Raw genomic sequence first — 24,126 nt, forward strand, 5'->3', positions numbered from 1 at the left:
TCGCCCTTAGCGATACCGTGCAGCGCCTGTGCCTCACCGCACCCAGTCGAGTAGTGGAGAAGTCAGAGCTTTCGCAATGCGGCAAGAGCCTGGTCCACGTCGGGTGCCGCGCCATCGATGCGCAGGGTGGCGTCGCGCTCCTGCGGCAGCAGTGGCTCCCGTTCGCTACGCTGGCGATCGAGAACCGTCGCAGTGGCATCGGACGGGTCATGGGCGGCGCGCCGACGGGCAGCGATGCGCTCGCGGAGCAGTGCGTCGGGCGCGTCCACATCGAGAATGCGAAATGGCACGTGTAGCCGGTGCGCGAGGTCGCGCAGTTGGCCGCGTTCGGCCGCATGCAGGAACGTGGCATCAACGATGACGGACAGGCCGGCGCCGAGCAGTCCCGATGCGATCTCTGCGAGGCGCGCATAGGTGCGTCGGGTCATGTCGGCGGTGTAGAGGTTCGGGCCGGTGAGGTTCGGTGCCAGGCGCTTTCGTTCGACATCCGAACGCACTCGAATGGCGCCAAGCTTCTCTGCCAGACGGCCGGCAATCGTCGATTTGCCACTCCCGGAAAGCCCGTGGGTTATGACCAACAGCGGTCTTCGCGGCGTGATGGCGCGGTGCGCGTAGGAGAGATAGTCCCGGTACGCGGTGTCGTGACGTTCGTGGTCGGCCGGGTCTCGTGTTGCTGCCCGTGTCAGGCGCGCGACCTTTGCGCGGACCAGCGCCCGGTACACACAGTAAAAGGGCCACAACCGCAGGCCGGCATAATCACCGAGGATTTCCTCGTAAAGGTTGATGAACCGGTAGGCGAGGTGCGTCAACGCGTGTACCTCGAGGTCCATGGTCAGAAAGGCGACTTCGCTGATGATGTCGATCCAACGCAGTTCGGGGGAGAACTCGATAGCATCGAATGGCGTCGGCTGTCCCTCGATCAGAGCGAGGTTTCCCAGATGGAGGTCGCCATGGCATTCGCGGACGTAACCCCCTGCCCGCCGCCTGTCCAGTGTCTGCGAGAGAGACTGGAGTTGCCGCCGGCTCCAGGCGTCGAGTTCGGCGAGCCACCGGCGCTCCTCCTCGCTGCCAGCCGATCGCAGGAGGAACGACAGGTTTTCCTCCACCGCCCGGGCCACGGTTTCAGGGCTGCCGAAGGGCGTCTCGGGCCCAGCCTGCGGCACCGCCTGATGGAACGCTGCGAGCCGTTCGGCCAACGCGTCGATACAGTGTTCGGTGATCAGCCCGCCTGAGGCTCGCTGGCTGAACACGGCGTCGCTCGCGAACTGATGCATCCGTACGGCGTACTCGAACGCCTTGCCGTCCCCGCTGATCACCGGCTGGGTGGGAGTGCCGGTGATCGGCACCACATCGAGGTAGAGTCCGGGCGCGGTGCGCCGGTTAACTCGCAGTTCTTCCAGGCAGAACGCGTGTCGCAGCGCCAACGTCGAGAAGTCGAGAAAACCCAGGTTGACCGGCTTTTTGATCTTATAGGCGAAGCGGCCGGTCAGGATCACCCAGGAGATATGGGTTTCCAGCAGGCTGCGCTCGGTGATGCGATGCGGATAGGCCTCGGGCCTGAGGAGGCCCTTGACCCACCCTGCGTGTGACTCATGCGCAAGCAATGTCGGTAACCCGGAGCACGCCTTCGACGATGCGAAGACTTTTCGTGCCGCGCAGGATGGCTAGCAGTTCCTGTCCGGCCAGCGCTCCGCGCCAGCCCTGGAGCAGGGGGCTGCCTTCGGGGGTTGCGATGAACTCGCGGAGTTCGCGTCGGCTCGCGATCAGGGCCGGATTCAAGGAACACTCGGCACCCTTCAGGCGTAGCAGCGCGGTGAAGACATCGAGCAGCGCCTCCTGTGTCGGGGTTTCTGGTACCGGACGGGCCTTCGGAGCACGGGAGACCGGCGCCACATCGGTGGCGGCATGCACTATGCTCAGCAAGGCGTCACCAAAGCGCTTTGCGCATCGCTCGTCCAGCCCCTTGGCCCGTTTCAGAGCCGCCATATCCTTCGGCCGCTGTCGGGCGATTTCCATCAAGGTCTCATCTTTGGCGATCCAGCTGCGAGGGCAGTCCTGTGTTCTGGCGAGGCGCTCTCGCCAGGCCGCGAGCGATTGCAGGAGCCTGCCGTCCCGTTCCGCCAGTTGACCGCTACCGCCGATCCGCAGCCAGGCATCCTGTGGGTCGGGGTCATACAGTGCGGGGTTGATCAACTTTGCCGTTTCCTCGTCCACCCACTCTCGGCGACCCAGTTGCGCGAGGCGCGCCGCAAGGCTCAGGAAGATCTGGCCCAGGTAGAGGACGTCCTCGACGGCATATTGCAGTTGCGCTTCGGATAGCGGGCGCGCGGACCAGTCGGTGCGCGTATGGCCTTTTTCCAGCTGGGCGCCGACAAGTTCGGCGGCGAGCGCAGCGTATCCTATCTGGTCGGCAAGACCCACATAAGGTGCGGCGATCTGGGTGTCGAACACCGGATTGGGCAGACGTCCCCCGCGCGCTCGGTACAAAACCTCGAGGTCCTGACGCCCCGAATGGAATACCTTCACGACTTCCGGGTGATCAAACAATGGGTCCAGGGCGGACAAGTCAGGGCAGGCGAGGGGGTCGATGCAGGCGACACGATCCTTCGTCGCGATCTGCAACAGGCAGAACTTGGGAAAGTAGGTCCGTTCGCGCAGGAACTCCGTGTCGAGCGCTATCCAGGGCGGGGTTCCGAGTTCCTCGCAGAATGCCTGCAGGCGCTCGGGGTTATCGATGAAACTCACGTTCGGGGGCGCGCTCATGGCAGTGGGGCAGAAGTCTTATGGTTCTCCGACGGAGGGGGATGACCTTACACGGGTTACAGGCTTGCGCCGCGTCATTCTAGGCGAAACCCGGCGCGTCCGTCGGATCTTGCACAGAGGCGTTGACGTATCACCTCGGCTTAGGCAGAATACGCGTTCTGTGTGCGCCTGTAGCTCAGTTGGATAGAGTACCTGGCTACGAACTAGGTGGTCGGGAGTTCGAATCTCTCCAGGCGCGCCAGCCTTGTGACGCACGTCCAAAGGCAGATTCTATTCCCCTGTAGCTCAGTCGGTAGAGCAGCTGGCTGTTAACCAGCGGGTCGGCGGTTCGAGCCCGTCCGGGGGAGCCATCTTGTCGGATGAGGTTGGGTGATTGCCAGCCTCTCCGGTCTTCGCGCTCACCGTTGAGCTTCTTTACAGGTGATGTTGCGTCTGCCATGCATTGACGGGCATTTTCATTGATCATACAATGCTCTGCTTAACCCGTGTCCCGAGAGGACGCGCGGGTCAGGTTAGCAATGCGACATGATTCTGGAGTTTGGTGATGACCACGATCAACCAATTGGTTCGGAAGCCAAGGGTTAGCAAGAAAGACAAGAGTACGGTGCCCGCTCTGGATGGCTGTCCGCAGCGCCGTGGAGTGTGTACTCGAGTGTACACGACGACCCCGAAGAAGCCCAACTCGGCGCTTCGAAAAGTGGCTCGTGTGCGCCTGACGAATGGCGCGGAAGTCACGACCTATATCGGCGGTGAAGGCCACAACCTGCAGGAACACTCGGTCATCCTGATTCGCGGCGGCCGTGTAAAGGACTTGCCGGGTGTGCGCTATCACGTGGTGCGCGGCAGTTTGGATACCGCGGGCGTCCAGAAGCGGCGTCAAGCGCGTTCGAAGTACGGCGCGAAGCGCCCCAAGAGCTAATAGGGTAGGCGTTTTATGTCCAGAAGAAGAAGGTCAGAGCGGCGGGAAGTAATTCCGGACCCGCGCTTCGGTAGTGAGGTCCTGGCGCGTTTCGTGAACATGATCATGGAGAGCGGCAAGAAGTCGGTCGCCGAAAAGATCGTGTATGGCGCGATGGACAGAATCGAGTCCCGGGTCAACCAGGACTCGCTCGAAGTGCTGACCAAGGCTCTCGAGAATGTTCAGCCCATCGTCGAGGTGAAGTCTCGGCGTGTTGGTGGTGCAACTTACCAGGTGCCGATTGAAGTTCGGCCCTCGCGGCGCATGGCGCTCGGGATGCGCTGGATCATCGATGCGGCCCGGAAGCGTGGTGAGAAGGGCATGGTGACGAAGCTGGCCGGCGAGCTGCTCGACGCCCATGAAAACCGCGGCGCCGCCGTCAAGAAGCGTGAAGACACGCACCGGATGGCCGAGGCGAACAAGGCCTTCTCGCATTACCGCTGGTAATTACTTCTTCCAATTCTCCTAACTGGATTCCAAGCTGTGGCACGCACGACACCTATAGACCGCTATCGCAATATCGGGATCATGGCCCACATCGACGCGGGCAAGACGACGACGACGGAGCGGATTCTTTACTACACCGGTGTCTCTCACAAGATGGGAGAGGTGCACGACGGTGCTGCGACCATGGACTGGATGGAGCAGGAGCAGGAGCGCGGCATCACGATCACTTCCGCTGCAACCACCTGTTTCTGGAAGGGTATGGATGGCTCCTTCCCGCAACACCGCATCAACATCATCGATACCCCGGGTCACGTCGATTTTACGATCGAAGTGGAACGCTCGCTGCGGGTGCTCGACGGTGCTTGTGCCGTATTTTGTGCAGTCGGCGGCGTAGAGCCGCAGTCCGAGACTGTTTGGCGTCAGGCTGACAAGTATGGCGTGCCGCGGCTGGCTTTCGTCAACAAGATGGACCGCGCCGGTGCCAACTTCCTGCGGGTCGTCGACCAGATCAAGACGCGGCTCGGCGGTAACCCGGTGCCGCTGCAACTGCCGATTGGCGCCGAGGAGCACTTCCAGGGCGTCATCGACCTGATCAAGATGAAGGCCATATTCTGGGACGAGGCGAGTCAGGGCATGCGCTTCGAGGAGCGCGACATCCCCGCCGATATGGCGGACGACTGTGCGATGTGGCGGGAGCGCCTGGTCGAGGCTGCGGCCGAGGCCAGTGAAGAATTCATGGAAAAGTACCTCGAAGAAGGCGACTTGACCAGCGAGGAGATCAAGCAAGGCCTGCGCACCCGCACGATTGCCGGTGAAATCGTGCTGGCCTTGTGCGGTTCGGCCTTCAAGAACAAGGGCGTTCAGGCGATGCTCGATGCCGTCATCGAGTTCATGCCGTCGCCGATCGACAAGCCGCCGATCCAGGGCATTCTCGAGGACGAGAGCGAAGGCGAGCGCCCGGCGTCCGACGACGCTTCGTTTTCGGCGCTAGCGTTTAAGATCGCGACCGACCCGTATGTCGGTGTGCTGACCTTCATTCGTGTGTACTCGGGTGTGCTGTCGTCCGGCGATACCGTTTACAACTCGGTCAAGGATCGTCGCGAGCGGATCGGTCGTCTCGTGCAGATGCATGCGAACAACCGCGAAGAGATCAAGGAAGTCCGGGCGGGCGACATTGCCGCGTGTATCGGGCTGAAGGATGTCACGACCGGCGATAGCTTGTGCGATCCGAAGGCGATCATCACGCTGGAGCGGATGGATTTTCCGGAGCCGGTGATTTCCGTGGCAGTCGAGCCGAAGACGAAGGCCGACCAGGAAAAGATGGGTATCGCGCTCGGCAAGCTGGCCCAGGAAGACCCGTCCTTCCGTGTTCGTACCGACGAAGAGTCGGGTCAGACGATCATTTCCGGGATGGGCGAGTTGCACCTCGAAATCATCGTCGACCGCATGAAGCGTGAGTTCGGCGTTGCTGCCAACGTTGGTGCGCCGCAGGTGGCCTATCGCGAAACGATCCGCAAGAGCCTGGAGCAGGAAGGAAAGTACATCCGTCAGACCGGTGGTCGGGGACAGTACGGTCACGTCTGGCTTCGCCTGGAGCCGAAAGAGCCGGGCACCGGCTACGAATTCGTCAACGGCATCGTCGGTGGCGTCGTTCCCAGAGAGTACGTCCCGGCCGTTGATAAGGGTGTACAGGAACAAATGCAAAATGGTATACTGGCGGGCTTCCCGGTTGTCGATGTCAAGGTAACCATTTTCGATGGGTCCTACCACGATGTCGACTCGAACGAAATGGCTTTCAAGATCGCCGGTTCGATGTGCTTCAAGGAGGGTGCCCGAAAGGCGGCCCCTGTTCTGTTGGAGCCGGTCATGAAGGTCGAGGTCGTGACGCCTGAAGACTACATGGGCGACGTCGTCGGCGACCTGAACCGTCGACGCGGGATCATCCAGGGTATGGACGATGCGCCGGGCGGTAAAGTGATTCGCTGTGAGGTTCCGCTGTCCGAGATGTTCGGATATGCGACGGATCTGCGTTCCGCAACGCAGGGCCGCGCGACCTACAGCATGCATTTCGAGAAATACGTCGAAGCTCCGACTCACGTCGCCGACGCCATCATCAAGAAGGCGTCGTAATTCGGCGCCGGATTAGCGGATTCAGTCTTCCAAAGAGGTATTGGTCGTGTCCAAAGAGAAATTTACACGCACGAAGCCGCACGTGAACGTCGGGACGATTGGTCATGTGGACCATGGCAAGACGACGCTGACAGCGGCGCTGACGAAGGTGATGGCGATTAAGTTCGGGGGCGAGTTCAAGGCCTACGATCAGATCGACAATGCACCGGAGGAGCGGGCGCGGGGCATCACGATTGCGACGGCGCATGTCGAGTACGAGTCGCCGAGCCGGCATTATGCACACGTGGATTGTCCGGGTCATGCCGACTACGTGAAGAACATGATCACGGGTGCGGCGCAGATGGACGGAGCGATTCTGGTTTGTTCGGCGGCCGACGGTCCGATGCCGCAGACGCGGGAGCACATCCTGTTGGCGCGTCAGGTGGGTGTGCCGTACATCGTGGTGTTCCTGAACAAGGCGGACATGGTCGACGATGCGGAACTCCTGGAACTGGTCGAGATGGAAGTCCGTGAGTTGTTGTCGAAGTACGATTTCCCGGGCGATGACATTCCGATCGTCAAGGGTTCGGCGCTGAAGGCGCTGGAAGGTGATACCAGCGAGATTGGCGTGCCGGCGGTTGAGGCCCTGGTCGCGGCGCTGGACAGCTACATTCCGGAGCCGGAGCGGGCCATTGAGAAGCCGTTCCTGATGCCGATCGAAGACGTGTTTTCGATTTCCGGTCGTGGCACGGTGGTGACGGGTCGTGTCGAGCGTGGCAAGGTCAAGGTCGGTGACGAAGTCTCGATCGTGGGTTTGAAGGACACCGTCAAGACCACCTGCACGGGTGTCGAGATGTTCCGCAAGTTGCTGGACGAAGGCGTGGCGGGCGACAACTGCGGTGTGCTGCTGCGCGGCACGAAGCGGGAGGATGTCGAGCGCGGTCAGGTGTTGGCGAAGCCGGGATCGATCACGCCGCACACGCATTTCGAGGCCGAGATTTACGTGTTGTCGAAGGAAGAGGGTGGTCGTCACACGCCGTTCTTCAATGGGTATCGGCCGCAGTTCTATTTCCGGACGACGGACGTGACGGGGTCGGTGGAGTTGCCGGAGGGTGTCGAGATGGTGATGCCGGGCGACAACATCAAGGTGCAGATCAAGTTGATTGCGCCGATCGCGATGGAAGAAGGCTTGCGCTTCGCGGTGCGCGAGGGTGGCCGTACCGTCGGTGCCGGCGTCGTTTCCAAGGTTATCGAGTAGTCAGTCTGATGGCTAAGCAAAGAATTCGGATTCGTCTCAAGGCGTTCGATCATCGCTTGATCGACCAGTCGGCGAGTGAGATTGTCGAAACCGCGAAGCGGACCGGGGCGCAGGTCCTCGGCCCGATTCCGCTGCCGACGAAAATGGAGCGCTTCACCGTACTGGTTTCTCCGCACGTCAACAAGGATGCGCGCGACCAGTACGAGCTCCGAACCCATAAGCGACTGATGGATATCATCGAGCCAACCGACAAGACCGTCGACGCGCTAATGAAGCTCGATCTGGCGGCCGGCGTCGACGTCCAGATCCGGCTGAACTAACGGGAGTCAGGCGAAAATGGGTATCGGACTAATCGGAAAGAAATGCGGTATGACTCGGATGTACCTGGAGGACGGCTCTGCCGTGTCTCTGTCGGTGGTGCATGTCGATCCGAACCGCGTTGTTCAGATCAAGACGCCGGAAGTCGATGGCTACTCGGCGATACAGGTCACTACGGGTTCGCAGAAGCGCTCCCGGTTGACGAAGGCCGTGGCCGGGCACTATGCCAAGGCTGGCGTGGACGCGGGTGTGGGCCTGTTTGAGATTCGCGTGTCGGACGACGATCTCGGCAAGTTCTCCATCGGTGCGCAGTTGGGGGTGGACACCTTCGAGGCTGGGGCGTACGTGGATGTCCGCGGCCAGAGCATCGGCAAGGGATTCGCGGGTGTCGTGAAGCGCCACAACTTTCGCACTCAGGATGCCACCCATGGCAACTCGCGGTCGCATCGTGCGCCGGGATCCATCGGCCAAAATCAAAGCCCCGGGCGCGTGTTCAAAGGCAAGCGCATGGCGGGCCATATGGGTGCCGAAACTGTGACCGTGCAGAACCTGAAGATTTGTTCGGTGGACGCCGAGCGGTCGTTGTTGTTGATCCAGGGTGCCATTCCCGGTGCCAAGGGCAGCCACGTCTACGTGCGTCCGGCCGTAAAGAAAGGATGAGCTTGCGATGAGTCTCGAAATTCCCGCTGCCGCTGGCAGTCGTTCCAGTGCCGTGAGTGTGTCGGCGGACATCTTCGGTCAGGAATTCAATGAAGCCCTGGTGCACCAGACGGTCGTCTGGTACATGGCGGGCGGTCGCTCTGGCACCAAGGCGCAGAAAACGCGTGCCGAAGTGTCCGGCGGAGGCAAGAAGCCTTGGAAGCAGAAGGGCTCCGGGCGCGCGCGCGCCGGTACCACGCGTAGCCCGCTGTGGCGCACCGGTGGCGTGACCTTCGCCGCAAGTCCGCGCAGCTACGAGCAGAAGCTCAACAAAAAGATGTTCAGAGCAGCGATGCGTTCCATCTTTTCCGAGTTGCTGCGTCAGGGGCGATTGGAAGTGCATGGCGAGATTTTGCCTGCGGAAGCCAAGACCCGATTGTTGTTGGCGGCGCTTGGCGATACAGCAGCGCGGTCGACCCTGATCATCACCGAGGCGTTCGACCGGAATCTCTATCTGGCGGCCCGCAACGTTCCGCATCTCGAGGTCACCACCAGCGATGCGTTGAGCCCGGTTGCGCTCGTCAACAGTGAGCGTGTGATCATCACCGAGGGTGCGGCGAAGCGCATCGAGGCGGGGTTGGAATGAACCAGATCGACATCATTCGGGTGCTTCAGGCGCCGATCATTTCCGAGAAGAGCACGGCCTCTGCGGACCGCGACAAGCGATTCGTGTTTCGCGTGCTGAAGACGGCGACCAAGGGTCAAGTGAAAAAGGCGGTGGAGCTAATGTTCGGCGTCGAGGTGGACTCGGTGCACGTGCTCACCGTCAAGGGAAAGACGAAGCGCTCCGGGCGCAGTTTTGGTGTTCGGCCGGACTGGAAGAAGGCGTATGTAAAGCTCAAGCCCGGACACGATATCGAATTGTCGGTCGCTTGATCGGGAGTCCCCCCGAGTCGCTACGAAAGTTAGGAAAAGAGTGTAGTTAATCATGGCCCTGATCAAGTCAAAACCCACATCGGCCGGCACGCGATTCCTCGTGCGGGTAAGAAGCCCCGAGTTGCATAAGGGTGCTCCCCACGCGAGTCTCCTGGAACGCCAGTGTAAAAAATCAGGTCGCAACAACCAGGGCCGTATTACTGCGCGTCACCAGGGCGGTGGTCACAAGCAGCACTACCGCGTGATCGATTTCAAGCGCGACAAACTGGACATTCCGGGGAAAGTCGAGCGTCTCGAATACGATCCGAACCGTACCGCGCACATCGCGCTGGTCCTCTACAAGGACGGTGAGCGTCGCTATGTGATCGCCCCCAAGGGTGTTTCAGCAGGCCATGAGATCATTTCGTCCGATCAGGCGCCGATTCGGGTCGGGAATTGCCTGCCGATTCGCAATATTCCGGTCGGCACAATGATTCATTGCGTGGAGAGCAAGCCCGGTAAAGGCGCTCAGTTCGCGCGGAGCGCTGGTGCCTCGGTACAGCTGGTCGCGAAAGAGGGCGCCTATGCGACGCTGCGCATGCGCTCCAGCGAGATGCGTAAGGTGCTCGCGGAGTGCCGGGCCGTCATCGGTGAAGTGTCGAACTCCGAACACAGCCTCGCTTCGCTCGGCAAGGCCGGTGCGTCGCGTTGGCGTGGTGTTCGTCCGACGGTCCGCGGTGTAGCGATGAACCCGGTCGACCACCCGCACGGTGGTGGTGAAGGGCGAACGAGCGGTGGTCGCCATCCGGTGACGCCGTGGGGTATCCCGACGAAAGGGTATAAGACGCGGAACAGCAAGCGTACCGACCGCATGATCGTGCGGTCGAGGAAGCACAAATAAGGTAAAGAGGTAGTAGCCAGTGCCACGCTCCATCAAAAAGGGTCCGTTTGTCGACCACCATCTGATTCGCAAGGTCGAAGAGGTGTTGAAGGCCGGTAGCAAGAAGCCGATCAAGACCTGGTCGCGGCGTTCGATGGTGCTGCCGGAGATGATTGGTCTGACGCTTGCTGTGCATAACGGCAAGCAGCATGTCCCGGTCATGGTTACCGACAACATGGTTGGCCACAAGCTCGGCGAGTTCGCGCCTACGCGAACCTACCGCGGCCATCAGGCCGACAAGAAATCGAAATAGCGAGAGCGGATGACGTCGATGGAAGCGCTAGCGAAACTGAAACAGGTGCGGATCTCTCCGCAAAAGTGCCGACTGGTGGCAGACCAGGTTCGGGGCCTGCCCGTGGGCAAGGCCATTGAGCTCCTGACCTTTCACCAGAAGAAGGCAGCCAAGATTCTTCGCAAGGTGTTGGAATCCGCTATCGCGAATGCCGAGCACAATGAGGGCGCCGATGTCGACGAATTGCGTGTATCGGCCATTTACGTCGACGAGGGTCCGGTACTGAAGCGATTCATGCCGCGAGCGAAAGGTCGTGCAAACCAGATTCTGAAGCGCACGAGCCACATCACCATCAAGGTTGCAGAGGGTTAGAGGGCGCATTCATGGGACAGAAAGTTCATCCGACAGGAATCCGCCTCGGGTATATCAAGGACTGGACCTCGCGTTGGTATGCCAACTCGAAGAACTACTCGCAGTTTTTGAGTCAGGATCTTCGCGTACGCGAATTCCTGAAGCGGAAATTGGCACACGCTTCGGTCAGTCGGATTCAGATCAACCGACCCGCAAATAACGCGCAGATCACGATTCACACGGCGCGTCCGGGCATCGTGATTGGAAAGAAAGGCGAGGACATCGATTCCTTGCGTCGGCAAGTGAGTGCCATGCTGGGTGCTCCCGTGCAAATCAGCGTCGAGGAAATCCGCAAGCCGGAACTGGATGCGCAACTCGTTGCCGAAGGCGTTGCCCAGCAGCTCGAGAAGCGAATCATGTTTCGGCGCGCGATGAAGCGTGCTGTGACGAACACGCTGCGCCTGGGCGCAGAGGGCGTGAAGATCAACGTCGCCGGTCGTCTTAACGGTGCCGAAATCGCGCGCAGCGAGTGGTACCGCGAGGGCCGCGTGCCGCTGCACACGTTCCGCGCTGACATCGACTACGGCTTCGCCGAAGCCCGCACGACCTACGGCGTCATCGGCGTGAAGGTGTGGATCTTCAAAGGCGAGATCTTCAACACCGCGCCGGAGCAGAAGGCGGCTCCCGCGGAATAATAAAACTGGGCACCGGTCATGTTGCAACCTAAGAGAACGAAATACCGAAAGCAGCACAAGGGGCGTAATACCGGGCTCGCGACAACTGGAAGCAAAGTCAGTTTCGGCGAGTACGGATTGAAGTCTCTGGATCGCGGGCGATTGACGGCGCGTCAGATCGAGGCGGCCCGTCGCTCGATTACTCGCCATGTCCGCCGCGGTGGGAAGATGTGGATCCGGGTTTTCCCCGACAAGCCGATCTCCAAAAAGCCTCTCGAGGTCAGAATGGGTAGCGGCAAAGGCAGTGTCGAGTACTGGGTGGCGGAGATTCAGCCGGGCACCATGCTTTACGAACTCGAAGGTGTCAGCGAGGAACTGGCGCGCGAGGCATTCCGTCTGGCTGCGGCCAAGCTGCCTCTGAAGACGACGTTTGCGGTCCGAACGGTGCTGTGATGAAAGTGAACGAGATAAGGGCGAAGTCCGCCGAAGAGCTCAAGACGCAACTCCTGGACCTGCACAAAGAGCAGTTTAACCTGCGTATGCAGAAGGCAACGGGCCAGTTGTCGAAGCCCGACCAGTTGCAGAAACTGCGGAAGGATATTGCCCGCATCAATATGGTGTTGGGTGAAATGGGAGTCAAGGCATGAGCGAAGTAGGCAAGACCGCCCGGGTGCTGGTGGGCAAGGTCGTTAGCAACAAGATGGAGAAGACGGTTGTGGTCAAGGTGGAGCGAGTTGTCGCTCACCCGCTCTACGGGAAGTTCATCCGCCGCAGCAGCAAGGTACTTGCACACGACGCCGCCGGCGAGTGTCGAGAAGGCGACACCGTTCAGGTCCAGTCTACGCGCCCGATTTCCAAAGGGAAGTCGTGGGTCGTCGAACGCGTGTTGGCGAAAGCTTCTTGATCGGATCGGAAACTCTCTTCGGAAGCGGACTACTAACATGATTCAAATGCAGACCTGCCTCAACGTTGCGGACAACAGCGGGGCAAAGGAAGTAATGTGCATCAAGGTGCTGGGCGGCTCGCACCGGCGTTATGCAAACATCGGCGACATTATCAAGGTGAGCGTTCGCGACGCGATCCCGCGTGGCCGCGTCAAGAAGGGCGAGGTCTATAACGCTGTCGTCGTGCGGACGCGAAAGGGTGTTCGTCGCAGTGACGGTTCGCTGATCCGCTTCGACAACAACTCGGCGGTGCTGCTGAACAACCAGCATCAACCGATCGGCACGCGTATCTTCGGCCCCGTGACGCGTGAACTGCGTTCGGAAAAGTTCATGAAGATCATCTCCCTGGCCCCTGAGGTTTTGTGAGGAGAGGGCAAAGAAATGCAAAAGATTAGAAAGGGCGATCAGGTCGTGGTCATCGCCGGCCGCGACAAAGGTAAGCGTGGCGTAGTGTTGGGAGTCGAGGGTGACGGGCGCGTGCTCGTCGAGGGCGTAAACCTCGTGAAGAAGCACCAGCGGCCGATTCCGAGCCGGGGCATAAACGGTGGAATCGTCGAGAAGCCTCTGCCCATTCAGGTGTCGAACATCGCGTTGTTCAATCCGGCCACCAACAAGCCCGAAAAGGTTGGCTTTCGTCTGCTTGCGGACGGGCGAAAGGTGCGTTACTTCAAGGCGACCAATGAGGTTGTCGATCTCTAGATCGGATATCCGAGCAATGGCAAGGCTACAAGACTACTACAGACAGACGATCGTCCCGGAGTTGCACAAGCGCTTCCAGTATCAGTCCGTGATGCAGGTGCCCCGGCTTGAGAAAATCACGCTGAACATGGGCGTGGGGGAAGCGGTCGCAGACAAGAAGATCCTGCAGAACGCCGTGGAAGACCTCCAGAAGATCTCGGGACAGCGCCCTATCGTCACGTATGCTCGGAAGTCGATCGCGGGTTTCAAGATCCGCGAGGGCATGCCGGTGGGCTGCAAGGTTACGCTGCGCCGAGAGCGCATGTATGAATTTCTCGATCGTCTGATCAGCGTGACCATCCCCCGTATTCGCGATTTCCGGGGGTTGAGCCCCAAGTCGTTCGATGGTCGCGGGAACTACTCGATGGGCGTTCGCGAACAGATCATCTTCCCGGAAATCGACTACGACAAGATCGACACCTTGCGCGGTCTGGATATCACCATCACGTCGTCGGCAAAGACCGACGCGGAAGCGCGGGCTCTTCTGGAGCTATTCCGCTTCCCGTTTCGTACCTAAGGGGTAACGCAGTGGCCAAGAAGTCAATGATTGCTCGGGAAGTAAAGCGACAGAAGTGCGTCGCGAAATACGCCCAGAAGCGGAAGGATCTTAAAGCGATCATCCAGAGTCCGCAGACGTCGGACGAAGCACGCGAAGTCGCGTTGAGCCAATTGCAGCGTTTGCCGCGGGATGCATCACCTAGCCGTATGCACAACCGCTGCAGCCTGACCGGCCGTCCGCACGGCTACTATCGGAAGTTCGGGCTCGGGCGCAACAAGCTCCGCGAATCCGTGATGCGCGGTGATGTGCCAGGCGTCGTCAAGGCGAGTTGGTAAACAGTGGCGATGACAAGTTCGGCTAACAGAGCCCGGAGAGAGATATGAGCATGACAGATCCCCTGGCGGATATGTTGAATCGCATAGCCAACGCGCAAGCGGCCGGCAAGACCGAGGCGGCGATGCCCTCTTCGAAGCTCAAGGTTTCGGTAGCGCGCGTGTTGGAGTCGGAAGGCTACATTGGCGGGTTGCGCGTCGATGACACTGACGGTAAGCCCACCCTGACCATCAAATTGAAGTATTTCCACGGCGCCCCGGTAATTGAAAGCGTGCGACGTGTCAGTACTCCAGGTCGCCGTATCTACCGTGGCAACGGAGAGATTCCGAAAGTGATGGGCGGGCTTGGCGTGGCGATCGTCTCGACGTCCCGCGGTGTCATGTCGGACCGGGAAGCGCGCGCAATCGGGCAGGGCGGCGAAGTCCTGTGCGTGGTCAGCTAAGAGCGGTGGAATTCCAATGTCGAGAGTAGCAAAAAATCCGGTCCGGCTTCCTGCTGGCGTTGAGGTTGCCCTCAACGGCACCGAGCTGACCGTGAAGGGAAAGAAGGGCGTCCTTTCGCGTTCGATCCCGGCCGGAGTGCCGGTTCGCGTCGAGGGCGGAGAAGTGATCGTGACCGCTGATAAGTCCAACCAACAGTTGAACGCACTGGCGGGGACGACGCGGGCGAACATAGCCAACATGGTGACCGGCGTCAGCACGGGATTCGAGACCAAGTTATCTCTGGTCGGCGTTGGCTATCGCGCGCAGGCAAAGGGCGATACGCTGAGCCTCACGCTGGGCTTTTCGCACCCAGTCGAGTATCGGGCACCTGCGGGCATCGAGATCGAAACACCGTCACAGACCGACATCATCGTTCGGGGCTGCGATCGTCAGCAAGTGGGGCAGGTGGCCGCGAATATTCGCGCATACCGCCCGCCTGAGCCCTATAAGGGTAAGGGCGTCCGCTACAGCGACGAACAGATTGTCCGTAAAGAAGCCAAGAAGAAGTAGCGTAGGACGGAGCAATGGATAAGAAATCGGCGCGCCTCAAACGAGCCGCAAAGACAAGAATGACGATACGACGCACAGGCCAAACGCGCTTGAGCGTGCATCGGACTCCGCGCCATATCTACGCACAGATCTTCAGTGCGGACGGCGCAAACGTCATCGCTAGCGCATCGACCCTCGAGGTCACGCTCCGTGAAGGCCTTAGCGGCACGGGCAACCAGGATGCAGCCAAGGCGGTCGGAAAAAGCATCGCGGAGAAGGCGCTGGCGCTCGGTGTATCCGAGGTCGCGTTCGACCGTTCGGGGTTCCGCTATCATGGCCGTGTCAAGGCACTTGCCGATGCGGCGCGTGAAGCAGGTCTGAAATTTTAGGATCGAGACATGGCAAGCAACGTAAGCGTACAGACCGCGAATCCGGAAGGACTCTCGGAAAAGCTGGTTGACGTGCGTCGCGTGACCAAGGTGGTCAAGGGCGGACGGCAATTCGGATTCACCGCCCTGACTGTGGTCGGCGACGGCAACGGCAAGGTCGGATACGGGCTGAGCAAGGCCCGTGAAGTCCCGGTTGCCATTCAGAAATCCATGGAGCAGGCGCGGAAGAATATGCGCCAGGTGTGTCTCAAGGGCGACACTCTGCACTATGCCGTGACCGCGTCGAGCGGCGCTGCAAAGGTGTATATGCAGCCGGCTTCAGAGGGCACCGGGATCATCGCAGGCGGTGCGATGAGGGCCGTTTTCGAGGTCGTTGGGATTCACAATGTACTGGCGAAGTGCATCGGTACCAACAACCCCATCAACGTCGTCGCTGCGACCATCCAGGGTCTCACGCAGATCAAGGATCCGAAGCAGATGGCAGCAAAACGCGGCAAAACGCTGGACGAAGTTCTGGGGGCGAAATGAGCACCAAGCAACTCCGAGTCACGCTCGTAAAGAGCAAGCACGGTCGCCTCCGCAGCCATCAGGCCTGCGTTAGCGGTTTGGGCATCCGGCGCATACACCAGACCGTTTTGGTCAACGACACGCCGGAAAACCGCGGGATGGTTAATCGCATCTCGTACATGCTGAAAGTCGAGGAAGCCTGATTATGTTTCTGAACACCATCAGCCCAGCCCCGGGCAGCCGCCAAGAAAAACGTCGCTTAGGGCGAGGGATCGGTTCGGGCCTCGGCAAGACCAGCGGCAAGGGACACAAAGGCCAGAAGGCGCGTGCGGGTGGCTTCCACAAGGTCGGTTTCGAGGGTGGCCAGATGCCTCTCCAGCGCCGGCTGCCAAAAGTGGGTTTCCGGTCACTGAAGAAGCGTTACGTGGCCGAGGTGACGCTGCGGAGTCTGAACGGGCTCCCGCAGGAAGATATCGATTTGGGCGTCTTGAAGGCGGCGGGCCTCGTGCCGGCTCACACGCTGCGCGTGAAAGCGATCGTGAAGGGCGAAATCGAGCGGCGGATCGTGTTGAAAGGGATCCACGCCAGCGCGGGTGCTCGAGAGAAAATCGAGGCCTGTGGCGGGCGAGTGGAAGACTAAAGCAATAACAAAAAGGCGGGCTGGGCGTGGCTACGACAGGTCTCGGAGATCAACTGGGTAAATTGACGGAGTTGCGGCAGCGACTGCTGTTCGTGCTGGGCGCGCTATTCGTCTACCGAGTCGGAGCGCACATCCCGATCCCCGGGGTGGATCCTAAAGCACTTGCCGCTCTTTTTTCGCAGCAGGGTGGCTTCCTGGACATGGTCAACATGTTCTCGGGTGGTGCCTTCAAACGGCTGAGCATTTTCGCTCTTGGGATCATGCCCTACATCTCCGCGTCGATCATCATTCAGTTGATGACCGTCGTGGTGCCGCAATTGGAACAGATCAAGAAGGAGGGGGAGTCCGGGCGTCGCAGGCTCAACCAGTACACGCGATACGGAACCGTCGGGCTGGCCAGTTTCCAGGCGATCGGTGTCGGGCTCGCGCTGCAGAATCAAACCGCCGCCGGATCATCGGTCGTCATTGCGCCTGGGTTTCACTTTCTCTTCGTCACGGCCGTTTCGCTCGTCGCCGGCACGGTATTCCTGATGTGGTTGGGTGAGCAGGTTACCGAGCGCGGGATCGGAAATGGCATCTCGATCATCATTTTTTCTGGCATCGTTGCCGGTTTGCCGTCAGCGATCGGGGGTACGCTCGAACTCGCGCGCACCGGTGAAATGGGGCCGATGAGTATCGTATTGCTCTTCGCGTTGGCGTTGGCCGTGACGGCGTTGGTGGTTTTCGTCGAGCGAGGGCAGCGCCGAATCACGATCAACTATGCGAAGCGTCAGGAAGGGCGTCGGATGTATGCGGCGCACAAGAGTTTTCTGCCGTTGAAGCTGAATATGTCGGGTGTCATACCGCCAATTTTCGCGTCTAGCATCATCCTGTTTCCGACGACCATCGCGGGTTGGTTTGGCAGCAGCGAAGAGCTGTCCTGGCTGCAGGATGTGGCAACGGCACTGTCGCCGGGCCAGCCGCTCTACGTGTTCTGTTACGCGGCTGCGATCATCTTCTTTTGTTTCTTCTATGCCGCGTTGGTCTTCAATACCAACGAAACGGCAGACAATCTCAAGAAGTCCGGCGCCTTCGTGCCCGGAATACGGCCGGGCCAACAGACGGCACAGTATATAGACAGCGTGATGACGCGTCTGACACTGATCGGCGCGATTTATATCACGGCGGTGTGCTTGTTGCCGGAGTTCCTGATCGTGTACTGGAACGTACCGTTCTACTTCGGCGGGACATCGCTTTTGATCATCGTCGTCGTGGTCATGGATTTCATGTCACAGATCCAGACCTACATCATCTCGCATCAGTACGAAGGGCTTTTGAAGAAGTCCAACATCAAAATCAAATGATGGTCGGCAGTCTGCCGGCGACCGGAGGGCATAAATCATGAAAGTAAGAGCTTCCGTCAAGAAGATCTGCCGCAACTGCAAAGTTTTGAAGCGGAAGGGCACTGTCCGCATCATTTGCAAGGACGCGCGGCACAAGCAGCGCCAAGGCTGATTATTGGTCTTTGCGTCAAACAGTGATATGATTCGCGATTCACTTAAACGGGCCAGTATAGCTGGAGAAGGAAAATGGCACGAATTGCCGGCGTAAACATACCGGACCATAAACACGTGGTGATCTCGCTGCGTTCCATCTACGGAGTCGGGGCTACGCGCGCCGGTGTAATCTGCGAGCGCGCCGGGATCGACCCTGCGGCGAAGGTCAAGACGCTCAACGACGAGCAAATCGATCGGTTGCGTGAAGAAGTGGGTCGATTCGTTGTCGAGGGTGACCTGCGACGCGAAACCTCGATGAACATCAAACGGCTAATGGATTTGAGCTGTTTCCGCGGGCTTCGCCACCGTCGCGGTCTGCCCGTTCGCGGTCAACGCACTCGGACCAACGCACGCACCCGTAAGGGGCCGCGCCGGCCCATTCGTAAGTAAGGTCTGGCTCAGAGGTTTCGGACAGAAATGGCAACAGGTCGCTCGACAAAAAAGATCAAGAAGGACATCAGTGATGGCATCGCGCATATCAGCGCGTCCTTCAACAACACGATCATCACGATCACGGACCGAAAAGGCAATGCGCTCTCTTGGGCCAGTGCCGGCGCTTCGGGCTTTCGCGGCTCTCGCAAGAGCACGCCCTTCGCGGCGCAGGTTGCCGCTGAGAAGGCGGGTAACATCGCGAAGGAATACGGCATGCGCAACCTCGATGTGCGCATTACCGGTCCAGGTCCGGGTCGCGAGTCCGCGGTGCGGTCGCTCAACGCGCTTGGTTTCAAGATCACCAACATCGTCGACACGACTCCCATCCCTCATAACGGTTGCCGGCCGCCCAAGAAGCGGCGTGTCTGAATACGGAGCTGTGTAAATGGCAAGATATATTGGTCCCAAGTGCAAGCTGAGCCGCCGCGAAGGCAGCGATCTGTTCCACAAGTCGCGGGGGAAGTCGCTCGAATCGAAATGCAAGCTGGATCAGCCTCCTGGACAACACGGCCAGAAGCGTGCGCGGCTGACGGACTACGCGGCGCAGCTGCGTGCGAAGCAAAAGCTGCGTCGCATTTACGGTGTGTTGGAGCGTCAATTTCGGGGTTATTACCAGGAGGCTTCGCGCCGCAAGGGCTCGACCGGCGAAAATCTTCTTAGCATTTTGGAATGCCGGCTTGACAACGTCGTCTACCGGATGGGCTTTGCTTCGACACGGGCAGAGGCGCGCCAACTGGTCAGCCACAAGGCGGTTTGTGTCAATGAGAGCGTTTTGAACATACCGTCATATCTGGTGAAGAGCGGCGATGTGATCACCATCCGCGAGCGCGCCAAGGCGCAGCAGCGGATCAAGGATGCACTTCAGGTTACGGAACAGTACGGCTTTCCGTCCTGGGTGGATGTGGATGTCGCCCAAATGAAGGGTACCTTCCGCATGCCTCCGGAGCGCGCGGAACTTGGCTCGGACATCAACGAGCAGTTGGTTGTCGAACTCTACTCCAAGTAATTACCTCCCTCCTCGGAAGCGTCTATGCAGAATCTTGCTGATTTGATCAGACCGCGGCTGATAAGCGTCAGTCCCATCGAAAGCCACAGTGCGCGCATCGTTATCGAGCCGCTGGAGCGGGGCTTTGGTCATACGCTCGGCAATGCGCTGCGCAGGGTGCTGTTGTCGTCCATTCCGGGATGTGCCGTGACCGAGGCGGCTATCGAAGGCGTGCTGCATGAGTACGCCTTCATCGATGGCGTGCAGGAAGACGTGATCGATATTCTTCTCAACCTGAAGGACTTGTCGATTAAGTCGCATGGCGACGAGGCAACTCTTCGGTTGGAAAAGACTGGGCCTGGCGTCGTGCTGGCATCGGACATCGCTCTGACGCACGAGGTTGAGATCGTGAATCCGGATTTGGTGATTGCCCACCTGACAAGCCCGGTAAAGCTCTCGATGTCGCTGCGCGTGCAGAAGGGGCGGGGCTATCAATCGGTCGCTTCGCGGTTGGTGGAGAGCGAGGCGCCGATCGGTACCTTACATCTGGACGCTTGGTTCAGCCCGATCAAAAAGGTGTCGTACCTGGTCGAGAGCGCCCGGGTTGAACAGCGCACCGACCTCGACCGCCTGGTGATCGAGATCGAGACCAACGGCACGGTTGATCCGGAGGAGGCTGTGCGCGATGCGGCGTCGATACTGAATCAGCATCTGTCGGTGCTGCTCGATCTCAATACGGAGATGGTGTCGAAGGTGGATCACCCGCCGACACACTTTGATCCACTTCTCATGCGTCCGGTGGATGATCTCGAGTTGACGGTACGCTCGGCGAACTGCCTTAAGGCGGAAAACATCTTCTATATCGGTGACCTCATTCAGCGCACCGAAGTCGATTTGTTGCGGACTCCGAACCTGGGCAAGAAGTCGCTGATGGAGATCAAAGACGTGCTTGCGACCAAGGGTCTGCAGCTGGGTATGCGCCTAGAGAATTGGCCGCCCGAAGGGCTCAAGCGTCCGGGACAGTGAGCATCCGGTCGCGTGGGCGACCCCGAATACTCTAAACAATAAGCTCGTAGGACAATTCCATGCGTCACCGTAAAGCCGGTCGAAAATTCAACATCGACAGCTCTCACCGCAGCGCGTTATTCCGGAACATGGTCAATTCGCTGTTCCACGTCGAAATGATTCAGACGACTCTGCCTAAGGCCAAAGAACTGCGTCGTTATGCGGAGCCCCTGATCACTCTGTCGAAGCGAAATGACAGCGTAGCCGGTCGGCGGCTGGCGTTTGCGCGAATGCGTGATCGTGCTGCCGTGACTAAACTGTTTGACGAACTGGCGCCGCGTTACAGGGACCGCCCGGGCGGTTATCTCCGTATCATCAAATGCGGTTTTCGTCCGGGCGACAACGCCCCGATGGCCTATGTAGAGTTGGTGGATCGCACGGTAGACGCCTGACAGTGCAGTCCGCGGCCCAGCCGAAGTCGGCGCGGCCGTAAGCTCCTTAGTTTTGGGCGCCGGGCCGCATGTCGCGGCGTCCGTCCCTTCCCACCGGCACTATCGCGTGCCTTCCTTCATTAGTCCGTGCGCCTGAACAGGACGCGGCGCGCCTCGCACACTGTGGTGGGTGAGCTTCCGGCATGACAGATTCGATCTCGGGGCCCGCCGCCGTACCAATCCCCCCTGGCTACGCAACGCTTCCCGCTGGCATACACGCGCGGGCCGAGGAAGCGTGGTTGGCCTTTCTGAAGCAATACGGCGCCTTGGATTCGATCCCGCAAAAGATCGCGGAATCCGTCGTGCTCGTGTGGTCCGCAAGTCCTTTCGTGATGCAATGGTGCTTGCGGGAGCCGGAATGGCTCTCAGCAGAGGAAACGCTGCAACGATTGCTCACGGCCACGGGCATTGTGGCGTACCGTGAGTCACTGAGGCTGGCGCTGTCGTCCTGCTCGAACGAGGCGGACCTCGGGCCCGTCCTGCGGCGCTTCCGGATGCGGGAGATGGCGCGCCTGGCGTGGCGTGACATCGCAGGACTGGCCGACATCGATGCGACGCTACGCGAGACCTCCGAACTCGCGGAAGCGATCGTCTCCGAAGCGCTCGCCGTCCTTTTTGATCGCGCTTGCAAGGCAACAGGCACACCGCTTACCCCGGAAGGCGACGTGCAGCCGTTATGCGTCGTCGGTATGGGGAAGCTCGGCGCCTGGGAACTCAACTTTTCCTCGGATATCGACCTGATCTTCCTCTTTCGCAGCGAGGGAGCCTTTCCGGACCGGCGAGCAACGAGCTATTCGGAATTCTACACGCGCCTGGGTCGCCGCCTCATTCAGCTCCTCGATGAAACGACCGATGCGGGCTTCGTATTCCGTGTCGACATGCGCCTGCGGCCCTTCGGGGACAGCGGACCACTGGTCATGAGTTTCGACGCGCTAGAGCTTTATTTCCAGACCCAGGCGCGCGAATGGGAACGCTACGCGATGGTCAAGGCGCGTGTCATCTCGGGCGATGCCGTCTCGACGCGACAACTTGACGCGCTGATCGAGTCCTTCGTCTACCGCAGGTATCTGGACTACCGGGCGTTCGGGGAACTGCGGGATCTGAAACAGAAGATTCTCACGGAGGTTCTGCGCCGCGATCGCCAGGAGAACATAAAGCTGGGTCTGGGTGGGATACGCGAAATCGAATTCGTCGCTCAGGTCTTCCAGTTGATTCGAGGAGGTCATGAACGCGGCTTGCGCGACCGTCGTGTCATCGAGACTTTGGCCATGCTGGCGCGGCAGGGCCACCTGCCGGAAGCGGTGGTCCGCAAACTGACGGAATCTTATCGATTCCTGCGCATGATAGAGAATCGGCTGCAGGAATTTCAGGACCAACAGACGCACGACTTGCCACAGGGGCCGGAGCATCAGGCGCTTCTTGCCTGGTCGCTCGGCTATGGGGATTGGCCCGCGTTAAAGGCTCGTGTAGATGACCTGCGGCGTCAGACGCACGAGGTCTTTGAGCAGGTGATGGCGGCGCCGCATACCGAAGGTGAGGAGCAGGTCTATTGCGTCGGCGGGGAGTTGCCACCCACTGCGTGGCTGGAGTCGGTCGGATTTCCGGACCCTCAACTGGCGTGGCGGTTGCTTGAGGATTTTGAGCACGCCCGCCCGGTGAAGCGCCTGACGAGCCGCGGGGCTGCCGACCTCAATCGGTTGATGCCGCTGATATTGCGGGCGGTGGCTACGAGTCTCGATCCCGAGTTGGCCTTAGGGCGCTTGTTGCGACTCCTAGAGTCCATCGCGTCGCGGAGTGTCTATTTCGCGCTATTGGCGGAAAATCCCCTGGCCTTGTCGCAACTTGTCAGGTTCGCCGTTGCAAGCCCCTGGATCATCCAACATATTACCCAGTTTCCGGTACTACTGGACGAGTTACTGGATCCCCGGGCGCTCTATCGTCCGTTGAGCCGCTCGGAACTGGCGGCAGAACTGGAAGAGAAACTCACCCTGGTCGATTTGGGCGATGCCGAACAGCGAATGGTGGCGTTCCGTCAATTCAAGCAGGCGAACCTTTTGCGCGTGGCGGCGACCGACATCATGGGCGTCACCCCCCTCATGGTGGTTAGCGACTATCTGAGCTACCTAGCCGAAACCCTGGTGGACGGCGTGTTGCGGGAGGCATGGCGCGTGACTGTGGGCCGGCATGGTGGGCCACCCGGTTCGGCCGGTCCTGAAGACCTGCGTGGTTTCGGGGTCGTGGCCTATGGCAAGCTCGGGGGCCTCGAATTGGGCTACGGCTCGGACCTCGATTTGGTCTTTCTCCACAACGCCCCGGATGTGACGACGTTGACCGAGGGCTCCAGCCCGGTGACGGTGGCCGAGTTTTATGCGCGGGTCGCCAAGCGTCTGGTCTCCCTGATGACCACGCAGACGCACGCCGGTGCCTTGTATGAGATCGATCTGCGTCTGAGACCTAGCGGGAATTCCGGATTGCTCGTGAGCAGTCTGGAGGCGTACGAAACCTATCAACGCGAGTCGGCCTGGACTTGGGAGCAGCAATCCTTGGTCCGGGCGCGCTTCATCGCCGGGGACGCGGTCGTGGGTGAGCGTTTTTCCGAGATCCGGTGCGACACGCTGGCACGCCCGCGTGACAAGACGACGCTACGCGCCGAAGTCGTGGAAATGCGCGAGAAGATGCGTCAGCACCTGCTCGTTGTTGATTCGCAGGTCTTTGATTTGAAACAGGGGGTTGGCGGTATTGCGGACATCGAGTTTATTGTACAATTCGGGGTCCTAGCTAATGCCGCCGCCGCCCCGGCGATCACGCGGTGGACCGATGTGGTTCGCCTGCTCGATGCCTTGCGGGATGTGAATTTCCTTTCGCCCGAAGACGCGGAGACGCTCCGAAACGTCTACTGCCACTATCGCGCCCAGGTTCACCGCTGCGCCTTGCGGGAAGAACCCGCGCTGGTTCCGAGCAGCGAGAATTCTGCCGAAAGTGCCGCTATTGAGCGGATATGGCAACGCATTATGCAAGATTAGTGACGCTTCACGATTAATTTCCCATGCAGG

General features: G+C 59.9%; 35 protein-coding genes and 2 tRNA genes. 35 read left to right on the forward strand and 2 right to left on the reverse strand.

Going from position 1 to position 24,126, the window contains the following annotated elements; translation table 11 throughout:
- Positions 1-62: 62 nt before the first annotated feature.
- Positions 63-1,604 (reverse strand): bifunctional aminoglycoside phosphotransferase/ATP-binding protein, encoded by a 1,542-nt coding sequence (locus BWR02_RS03080; RefSeq protein WP_139556292.1) that lies wholly within the window; start codon positions 1,602-1,604, stop codon positions 63-65.
- Complete coding sequence (rnd, locus tag BWR02_RS03085; RefSeq protein WP_139556293.1) at positions 1,591-2,763, reverse strand: ribonuclease D; 1,173 nt, start codon at positions 2,761-2,763, stop codon at positions 1,591-1,593. Before rnd ends, BWR02_RS03080 begins: the two co-directional genes overlap by 14 nt.
- A gap of 164 nt (positions 2,764-2,927) precedes the next feature.
- On the opposite strand from rnd, the gene BWR02_RS03090 reads away from it, so the two are divergent.
- From BWR02_RS03090 to glnE, 35 genes are all read left to right on the forward strand, one after another.
- Positions 2,928-3,004: transfer RNA gene (locus BWR02_RS03090), tRNA-Arg, on the forward strand.
- 33 nt (positions 3,005-3,037) lie between these two features.
- Positions 3,038-3,113, forward strand: a tRNA-Asn gene (locus BWR02_RS03095).
- Between the two features lie 194 nt (positions 3,114-3,307).
- On the forward strand, positions 3,308-3,682 hold the full coding sequence (rpsL, locus tag BWR02_RS03100; protein WP_129884727.1) for a 30S ribosomal protein S12: 375 nt from the start codon (positions 3,308-3,310) through the stop codon (positions 3,680-3,682).
- 15 nt (positions 3,683-3,697) lie between these two features.
- On the forward strand, positions 3,698-4,168 hold the full coding sequence (gene rpsG / locus BWR02_RS03105; protein WP_139556294.1) for a 30S ribosomal protein S7: 471 nt from the start codon (positions 3,698-3,700) through the stop codon (positions 4,166-4,168).
- A gap of 36 nt (positions 4,169-4,204) precedes the next feature.
- On the forward strand, positions 4,205-6,298 hold the full coding sequence (fusA, locus tag BWR02_RS03110; RefSeq protein ID WP_129884729.1) for an elongation factor G: 2,094 nt from the start codon (positions 4,205-4,207) through the stop codon (positions 6,296-6,298).
- A 46-nt stretch (positions 6,299-6,344) separates the two neighbouring features.
- Positions 6,345-7,535 (forward strand): elongation factor Tu, encoded by a 1,191-nt coding sequence (tuf, locus tag BWR02_RS03115; RefSeq protein WP_139556295.1) that lies wholly within the window; start codon positions 6,345-6,347, stop codon positions 7,533-7,535.
- Positions 7,536-7,543: 8 nt separating this feature from the next.
- Positions 7,544-7,855: a 30S ribosomal protein S10 gene (gene rpsJ, locus BWR02_RS03120; protein WP_139556296.1), complete on the forward strand. Its 312-nt coding sequence runs from the start codon at positions 7,544-7,546 to the stop codon at positions 7,853-7,855.
- A gap of 16 nt (positions 7,856-7,871) precedes the next feature.
- Positions 7,872-8,513 carry a 50S ribosomal protein L3 gene (rplC, locus tag BWR02_RS03125; protein ID WP_139556297.1) on the forward strand — a complete coding sequence of 214 codons (642 nt, stop codon included), beginning with the start codon at positions 7,872-7,874 and terminating at the stop codon, positions 8,511-8,513.
- Between the two features lie 7 nt (positions 8,514-8,520).
- Positions 8,521-9,138, forward strand: coding sequence for a 50S ribosomal protein L4 (gene rplD, locus BWR02_RS03130; protein ID WP_139556298.1), 618 nt, complete (start codon positions 8,521-8,523; stop codon positions 9,136-9,138).
- Positions 9,135-9,428 (forward strand): 50S ribosomal protein L23, encoded by a 294-nt coding sequence (rplW, locus tag BWR02_RS03135; RefSeq protein WP_139556299.1) that lies wholly within the window; start codon positions 9,135-9,137, stop codon positions 9,426-9,428. Before rplD ends, rplW begins: the two co-directional genes overlap by 4 nt.
- Positions 9,429-9,480: 52 nt before the next feature.
- Positions 9,481-10,308: a 50S ribosomal protein L2 gene (gene rplB, locus BWR02_RS03140; RefSeq protein WP_139556300.1), complete on the forward strand. Its 828-nt coding sequence runs from the start codon at positions 9,481-9,483 to the stop codon at positions 10,306-10,308.
- Between the two features lie 19 nt (positions 10,309-10,327).
- Entirely contained in the window at positions 10,328-10,600 is a 273-nt protein-coding gene (rpsS, locus tag BWR02_RS03145; protein WP_139556301.1) for a 30S ribosomal protein S19, read from the forward strand.
- An 18-nt stretch (positions 10,601-10,618) separates the two neighbouring features.
- Positions 10,619-10,951 (forward strand): 50S ribosomal protein L22, encoded by a 333-nt coding sequence (gene rplV / locus BWR02_RS03150; RefSeq protein ID WP_139556302.1) that lies wholly within the window; start codon positions 10,619-10,621, stop codon positions 10,949-10,951.
- Positions 10,952-10,962: 11 nt separating this feature from the next.
- A complete protein-coding gene (gene rpsC / locus BWR02_RS03155; protein WP_139556303.1) occupies positions 10,963-11,625 on the forward strand; it encodes a 30S ribosomal protein S3 in 663 nt (220 codons plus the stop codon).
- Positions 11,626-11,643: 18 nt separating this feature from the next.
- The gene (gene rplP / locus BWR02_RS03160; RefSeq protein WP_139556304.1) at positions 11,644-12,057 is read left to right on the forward strand and encodes a 50S ribosomal protein L16; all 414 of its coding nucleotides are present in this window, start codon (positions 11,644-11,646) and stop codon (positions 12,055-12,057) included.
- A complete protein-coding gene (gene rpmC / locus BWR02_RS03165; RefSeq protein ID WP_139556305.1) occupies positions 12,057-12,251 on the forward strand; it encodes a 50S ribosomal protein L29 in 195 nt (64 codons plus the stop codon). The genes rplP and rpmC overlap by 1 nt, the downstream gene beginning before the upstream one ends.
- On the forward strand, positions 12,248-12,508 hold the full coding sequence (rpsQ, locus tag BWR02_RS03170) for a 30S ribosomal protein S17 (protein WP_139556306.1): 261 nt from the start codon (positions 12,248-12,250) through the stop codon (positions 12,506-12,508). Before rpmC ends, rpsQ begins: the two co-directional genes overlap by 4 nt.
- A 37-nt stretch (positions 12,509-12,545) precedes the next feature.
- On the forward strand, positions 12,546-12,914 hold the full coding sequence (rplN, locus tag BWR02_RS03175; RefSeq protein ID WP_139556307.1) for a 50S ribosomal protein L14: 369 nt from the start codon (positions 12,546-12,548) through the stop codon (positions 12,912-12,914).
- A 15-nt stretch (positions 12,915-12,929) separates the two neighbouring features.
- Complete coding sequence (rplX, locus tag BWR02_RS03180; protein WP_139556308.1) at positions 12,930-13,247, forward strand: 50S ribosomal protein L24; 318 nt, start codon at positions 12,930-12,932, stop codon at positions 13,245-13,247.
- Positions 13,248-13,263: 16 nt separating this feature from the next.
- A complete protein-coding gene (rplE, locus tag BWR02_RS03185) occupies positions 13,264-13,803 on the forward strand; it encodes a 50S ribosomal protein L5 (protein ID WP_139556309.1) in 540 nt (179 codons plus the stop codon).
- A gap of 11 nt (positions 13,804-13,814) precedes the next feature.
- Positions 13,815-14,120 (forward strand): 30S ribosomal protein S14, encoded by a 306-nt coding sequence (gene rpsN, locus BWR02_RS03190; protein WP_139556310.1) that lies wholly within the window; start codon positions 13,815-13,817, stop codon positions 14,118-14,120.
- Positions 14,121-14,164: 44 nt separating this feature from the next.
- Positions 14,165-14,560 carry a 30S ribosomal protein S8 gene (gene rpsH / locus BWR02_RS03195; protein ID WP_139556311.1) on the forward strand — a complete coding sequence of 132 codons (396 nt, stop codon included), beginning with the start codon at positions 14,165-14,167 and terminating at the stop codon, positions 14,558-14,560.
- Between the two features lie 16 nt (positions 14,561-14,576).
- Complete coding sequence (rplF, locus tag BWR02_RS03200) at positions 14,577-15,110, forward strand: 50S ribosomal protein L6 (protein WP_139556312.1); 534 nt, start codon at positions 14,577-14,579, stop codon at positions 15,108-15,110.
- Between the two features lie 14 nt (positions 15,111-15,124).
- Positions 15,125-15,478, forward strand: coding sequence for a 50S ribosomal protein L18 (gene rplR, locus BWR02_RS03205; protein WP_139556313.1), 354 nt, complete (start codon positions 15,125-15,127; stop codon positions 15,476-15,478).
- 9 nt (positions 15,479-15,487) lie between these two features.
- Positions 15,488-16,006, forward strand: coding sequence for a 30S ribosomal protein S5 (gene rpsE / locus BWR02_RS03210; RefSeq protein ID WP_139556314.1), 519 nt, complete (start codon positions 15,488-15,490; stop codon positions 16,004-16,006).
- The gene (gene rpmD, locus BWR02_RS03215; protein WP_139556315.1) at positions 16,003-16,188 is read left to right on the forward strand and encodes a 50S ribosomal protein L30; all 186 of its coding nucleotides are present in this window, start codon (positions 16,003-16,005) and stop codon (positions 16,186-16,188) included. The genes rpsE and rpmD overlap by 4 nt, the downstream gene beginning before the upstream one ends.
- A gap of 2 nt (positions 16,189-16,190) precedes the next feature.
- On the forward strand, positions 16,191-16,625 hold the full coding sequence (gene rplO / locus BWR02_RS03220; protein ID WP_139556316.1) for a 50S ribosomal protein L15: 435 nt from the start codon (positions 16,191-16,193) through the stop codon (positions 16,623-16,625).
- A 26-nt stretch (positions 16,626-16,651) separates the two neighbouring features.
- A complete protein-coding gene (gene secY, locus BWR02_RS03225) occupies positions 16,652-17,968 on the forward strand; it encodes a preprotein translocase subunit SecY (RefSeq protein ID WP_139556317.1) in 1,317 nt (438 codons plus the stop codon).
- A gap of 37 nt (positions 17,969-18,005) precedes the next feature.
- A complete protein-coding gene (gene rpmJ, locus BWR02_RS03230) occupies positions 18,006-18,119 on the forward strand; it encodes a 50S ribosomal protein L36 (RefSeq protein ID WP_082054193.1) in 114 nt (37 codons plus the stop codon).
- Positions 18,120-18,193: 74 nt separating this feature from the next.
- Positions 18,194-18,550 (forward strand): 30S ribosomal protein S13, encoded by a 357-nt coding sequence (gene rpsM / locus BWR02_RS03235; RefSeq protein ID WP_139556318.1) that lies wholly within the window; start codon positions 18,194-18,196, stop codon positions 18,548-18,550.
- Between the two features lie 27 nt (positions 18,551-18,577).
- Positions 18,578-18,961: a 30S ribosomal protein S11 gene (gene rpsK, locus BWR02_RS03240; protein WP_139556319.1), complete on the forward strand. Its 384-nt coding sequence runs from the start codon at positions 18,578-18,580 to the stop codon at positions 18,959-18,961.
- 16 nt (positions 18,962-18,977) lie between these two features.
- The gene (gene rpsD / locus BWR02_RS03245; protein WP_139556320.1) at positions 18,978-19,598 is read left to right on the forward strand and encodes a 30S ribosomal protein S4; all 621 of its coding nucleotides are present in this window, start codon (positions 18,978-18,980) and stop codon (positions 19,596-19,598) included.
- A 24-nt stretch (positions 19,599-19,622) separates the two neighbouring features.
- Positions 19,623-20,603 (forward strand): DNA-directed RNA polymerase subunit alpha, encoded by a 981-nt coding sequence (locus tag BWR02_RS03250; protein WP_139556321.1) that lies wholly within the window; start codon positions 19,623-19,625, stop codon positions 20,601-20,603.
- A 59-nt stretch (positions 20,604-20,662) separates the two neighbouring features.
- The gene (gene rplQ / locus BWR02_RS03255; RefSeq protein ID WP_139556322.1) at positions 20,663-21,034 is read left to right on the forward strand and encodes a 50S ribosomal protein L17; all 372 of its coding nucleotides are present in this window, start codon (positions 20,663-20,665) and stop codon (positions 21,032-21,034) included.
- Positions 21,035-21,216: 182 nt separating this feature from the next.
- Positions 21,217-24,096: a bifunctional [glutamate--ammonia ligase]-adenylyl-L-tyrosine phosphorylase/[glutamate--ammonia-ligase] adenylyltransferase gene (gene glnE / locus BWR02_RS03260; protein WP_139556323.1), complete on the forward strand. Its 2,880-nt coding sequence runs from the start codon at positions 21,217-21,219 to the stop codon at positions 24,094-24,096.
- The last annotated feature ends 30 nt before the right edge of the window (positions 24,097-24,126 follow it).

Source organism: Methylotetracoccus oryzae, from assembly GCF_006175985.1.
In the GTDB taxonomy this organism is placed as follows: Bacteria; Pseudomonadota; Gammaproteobacteria; order Methylococcales; family Methylococcaceae; genus Methylotetracoccus; species Methylotetracoccus oryzae.

Bases quoted from the DNA above. Each gene is read 5' to 3' on its own strand.
- rnd (WP_139556293.1), bottom strand. From the start codon at position 2,763: ATGAGCGCGCCCCCGAACGTGAGTTTCATCGATAACCCCGAGCGCCTG.
- rpsL (WP_129884727.1), top strand. From the start codon at position 3,308: ATGACCACGATCAACCAATTGGTTCGGAAGCCAAGGGTTAGCAAGAAA.
- rpsG (WP_139556294.1), top strand. From the start codon at position 3,698: ATGTCCAGAAGAAGAAGGTCAGAGCGGCGGGAAGTAATTCCGGACCCG.
- rpsJ (WP_139556296.1), top strand. From the start codon at position 7,544: ATGGCTAAGCAAAGAATTCGGATTCGTCTCAAGGCGTTCGATCATCGC.
- rplC (WP_139556297.1), top strand. From the start codon at position 7,872: ATGGGTATCGGACTAATCGGAAAGAAATGCGGTATGACTCGGATGTAC.
- rplD (WP_139556298.1), top strand. From the start codon at position 8,521: ATGAGTCTCGAAATTCCCGCTGCCGCTGGCAGTCGTTCCAGTGCCGTG.
- rplW (WP_139556299.1), top strand. From the start codon at position 9,135: ATGAACCAGATCGACATCATTCGGGTGCTTCAGGCGCCGATCATTTCC.
- rplB (WP_139556300.1), top strand. From the start codon at position 9,481: ATGGCCCTGATCAAGTCAAAACCCACATCGGCCGGCACGCGATTCCTC.
- rplV (WP_139556302.1), top strand. From the start codon at position 10,619: ATGGAAGCGCTAGCGAAACTGAAACAGGTGCGGATCTCTCCGCAAAAG.
- rpsC (WP_139556303.1), top strand. From the start codon at position 10,963: ATGGGACAGAAAGTTCATCCGACAGGAATCCGCCTCGGGTATATCAAG.
- rplP (WP_139556304.1), top strand. From the start codon at position 11,644: ATGTTGCAACCTAAGAGAACGAAATACCGAAAGCAGCACAAGGGGCGT.
- rpmC (WP_139556305.1), top strand. From the start codon at position 12,057: ATGAAAGTGAACGAGATAAGGGCGAAGTCCGCCGAAGAGCTCAAGACG.
- rpsQ (WP_139556306.1), top strand. From the start codon at position 12,248: ATGAGCGAAGTAGGCAAGACCGCCCGGGTGCTGGTGGGCAAGGTCGTT.
- rplN (WP_139556307.1), top strand. From the start codon at position 12,546: ATGATTCAAATGCAGACCTGCCTCAACGTTGCGGACAACAGCGGGGCA.
- rplX (WP_139556308.1), top strand. From the start codon at position 12,930: ATGCAAAAGATTAGAAAGGGCGATCAGGTCGTGGTCATCGCCGGCCGC.
- rplE (WP_139556309.1), top strand. From the start codon at position 13,264: ATGGCAAGGCTACAAGACTACTACAGACAGACGATCGTCCCGGAGTTG.
- rpsH (WP_139556311.1), top strand. From the start codon at position 14,165: ATGAGCATGACAGATCCCCTGGCGGATATGTTGAATCGCATAGCCAAC.
- rplF (WP_139556312.1), top strand. From the start codon at position 14,577: ATGTCGAGAGTAGCAAAAAATCCGGTCCGGCTTCCTGCTGGCGTTGAG.
- rplR (WP_139556313.1), top strand. From the start codon at position 15,125: ATGGATAAGAAATCGGCGCGCCTCAAACGAGCCGCAAAGACAAGAATG.
- rpsE (WP_139556314.1), top strand. From the start codon at position 15,488: ATGGCAAGCAACGTAAGCGTACAGACCGCGAATCCGGAAGGACTCTCG.
- rpmD (WP_139556315.1), top strand. From the start codon at position 16,003: ATGAGCACCAAGCAACTCCGAGTCACGCTCGTAAAGAGCAAGCACGGT.
- rplO (WP_139556316.1), top strand. From the start codon at position 16,191: ATGTTTCTGAACACCATCAGCCCAGCCCCGGGCAGCCGCCAAGAAAAA.
- rpmJ (WP_082054193.1), top strand. From the start codon at position 18,006: ATGAAAGTAAGAGCTTCCGTCAAGAAGATCTGCCGCAACTGCAAAGTT.
- rpsM (WP_139556318.1), top strand. From the start codon at position 18,194: ATGGCACGAATTGCCGGCGTAAACATACCGGACCATAAACACGTGGTG.
- rpsK (WP_139556319.1), top strand. From the start codon at position 18,578: ATGGCAACAGGTCGCTCGACAAAAAAGATCAAGAAGGACATCAGTGAT.
- rpsD (WP_139556320.1), top strand. From the start codon at position 18,978: ATGGCAAGATATATTGGTCCCAAGTGCAAGCTGAGCCGCCGCGAAGGC.
- BWR02_RS03250 (WP_139556321.1), top strand. From the start codon at position 19,623: ATGCAGAATCTTGCTGATTTGATCAGACCGCGGCTGATAAGCGTCAGT.
- rplQ (WP_139556322.1), top strand. From the start codon at position 20,663: ATGCGTCACCGTAAAGCCGGTCGAAAATTCAACATCGACAGCTCTCAC.
- glnE (WP_139556323.1), top strand. From the start codon at position 21,217: ATGACAGATTCGATCTCGGGGCCCGCCGCCGTACCAATCCCCCCTGGC.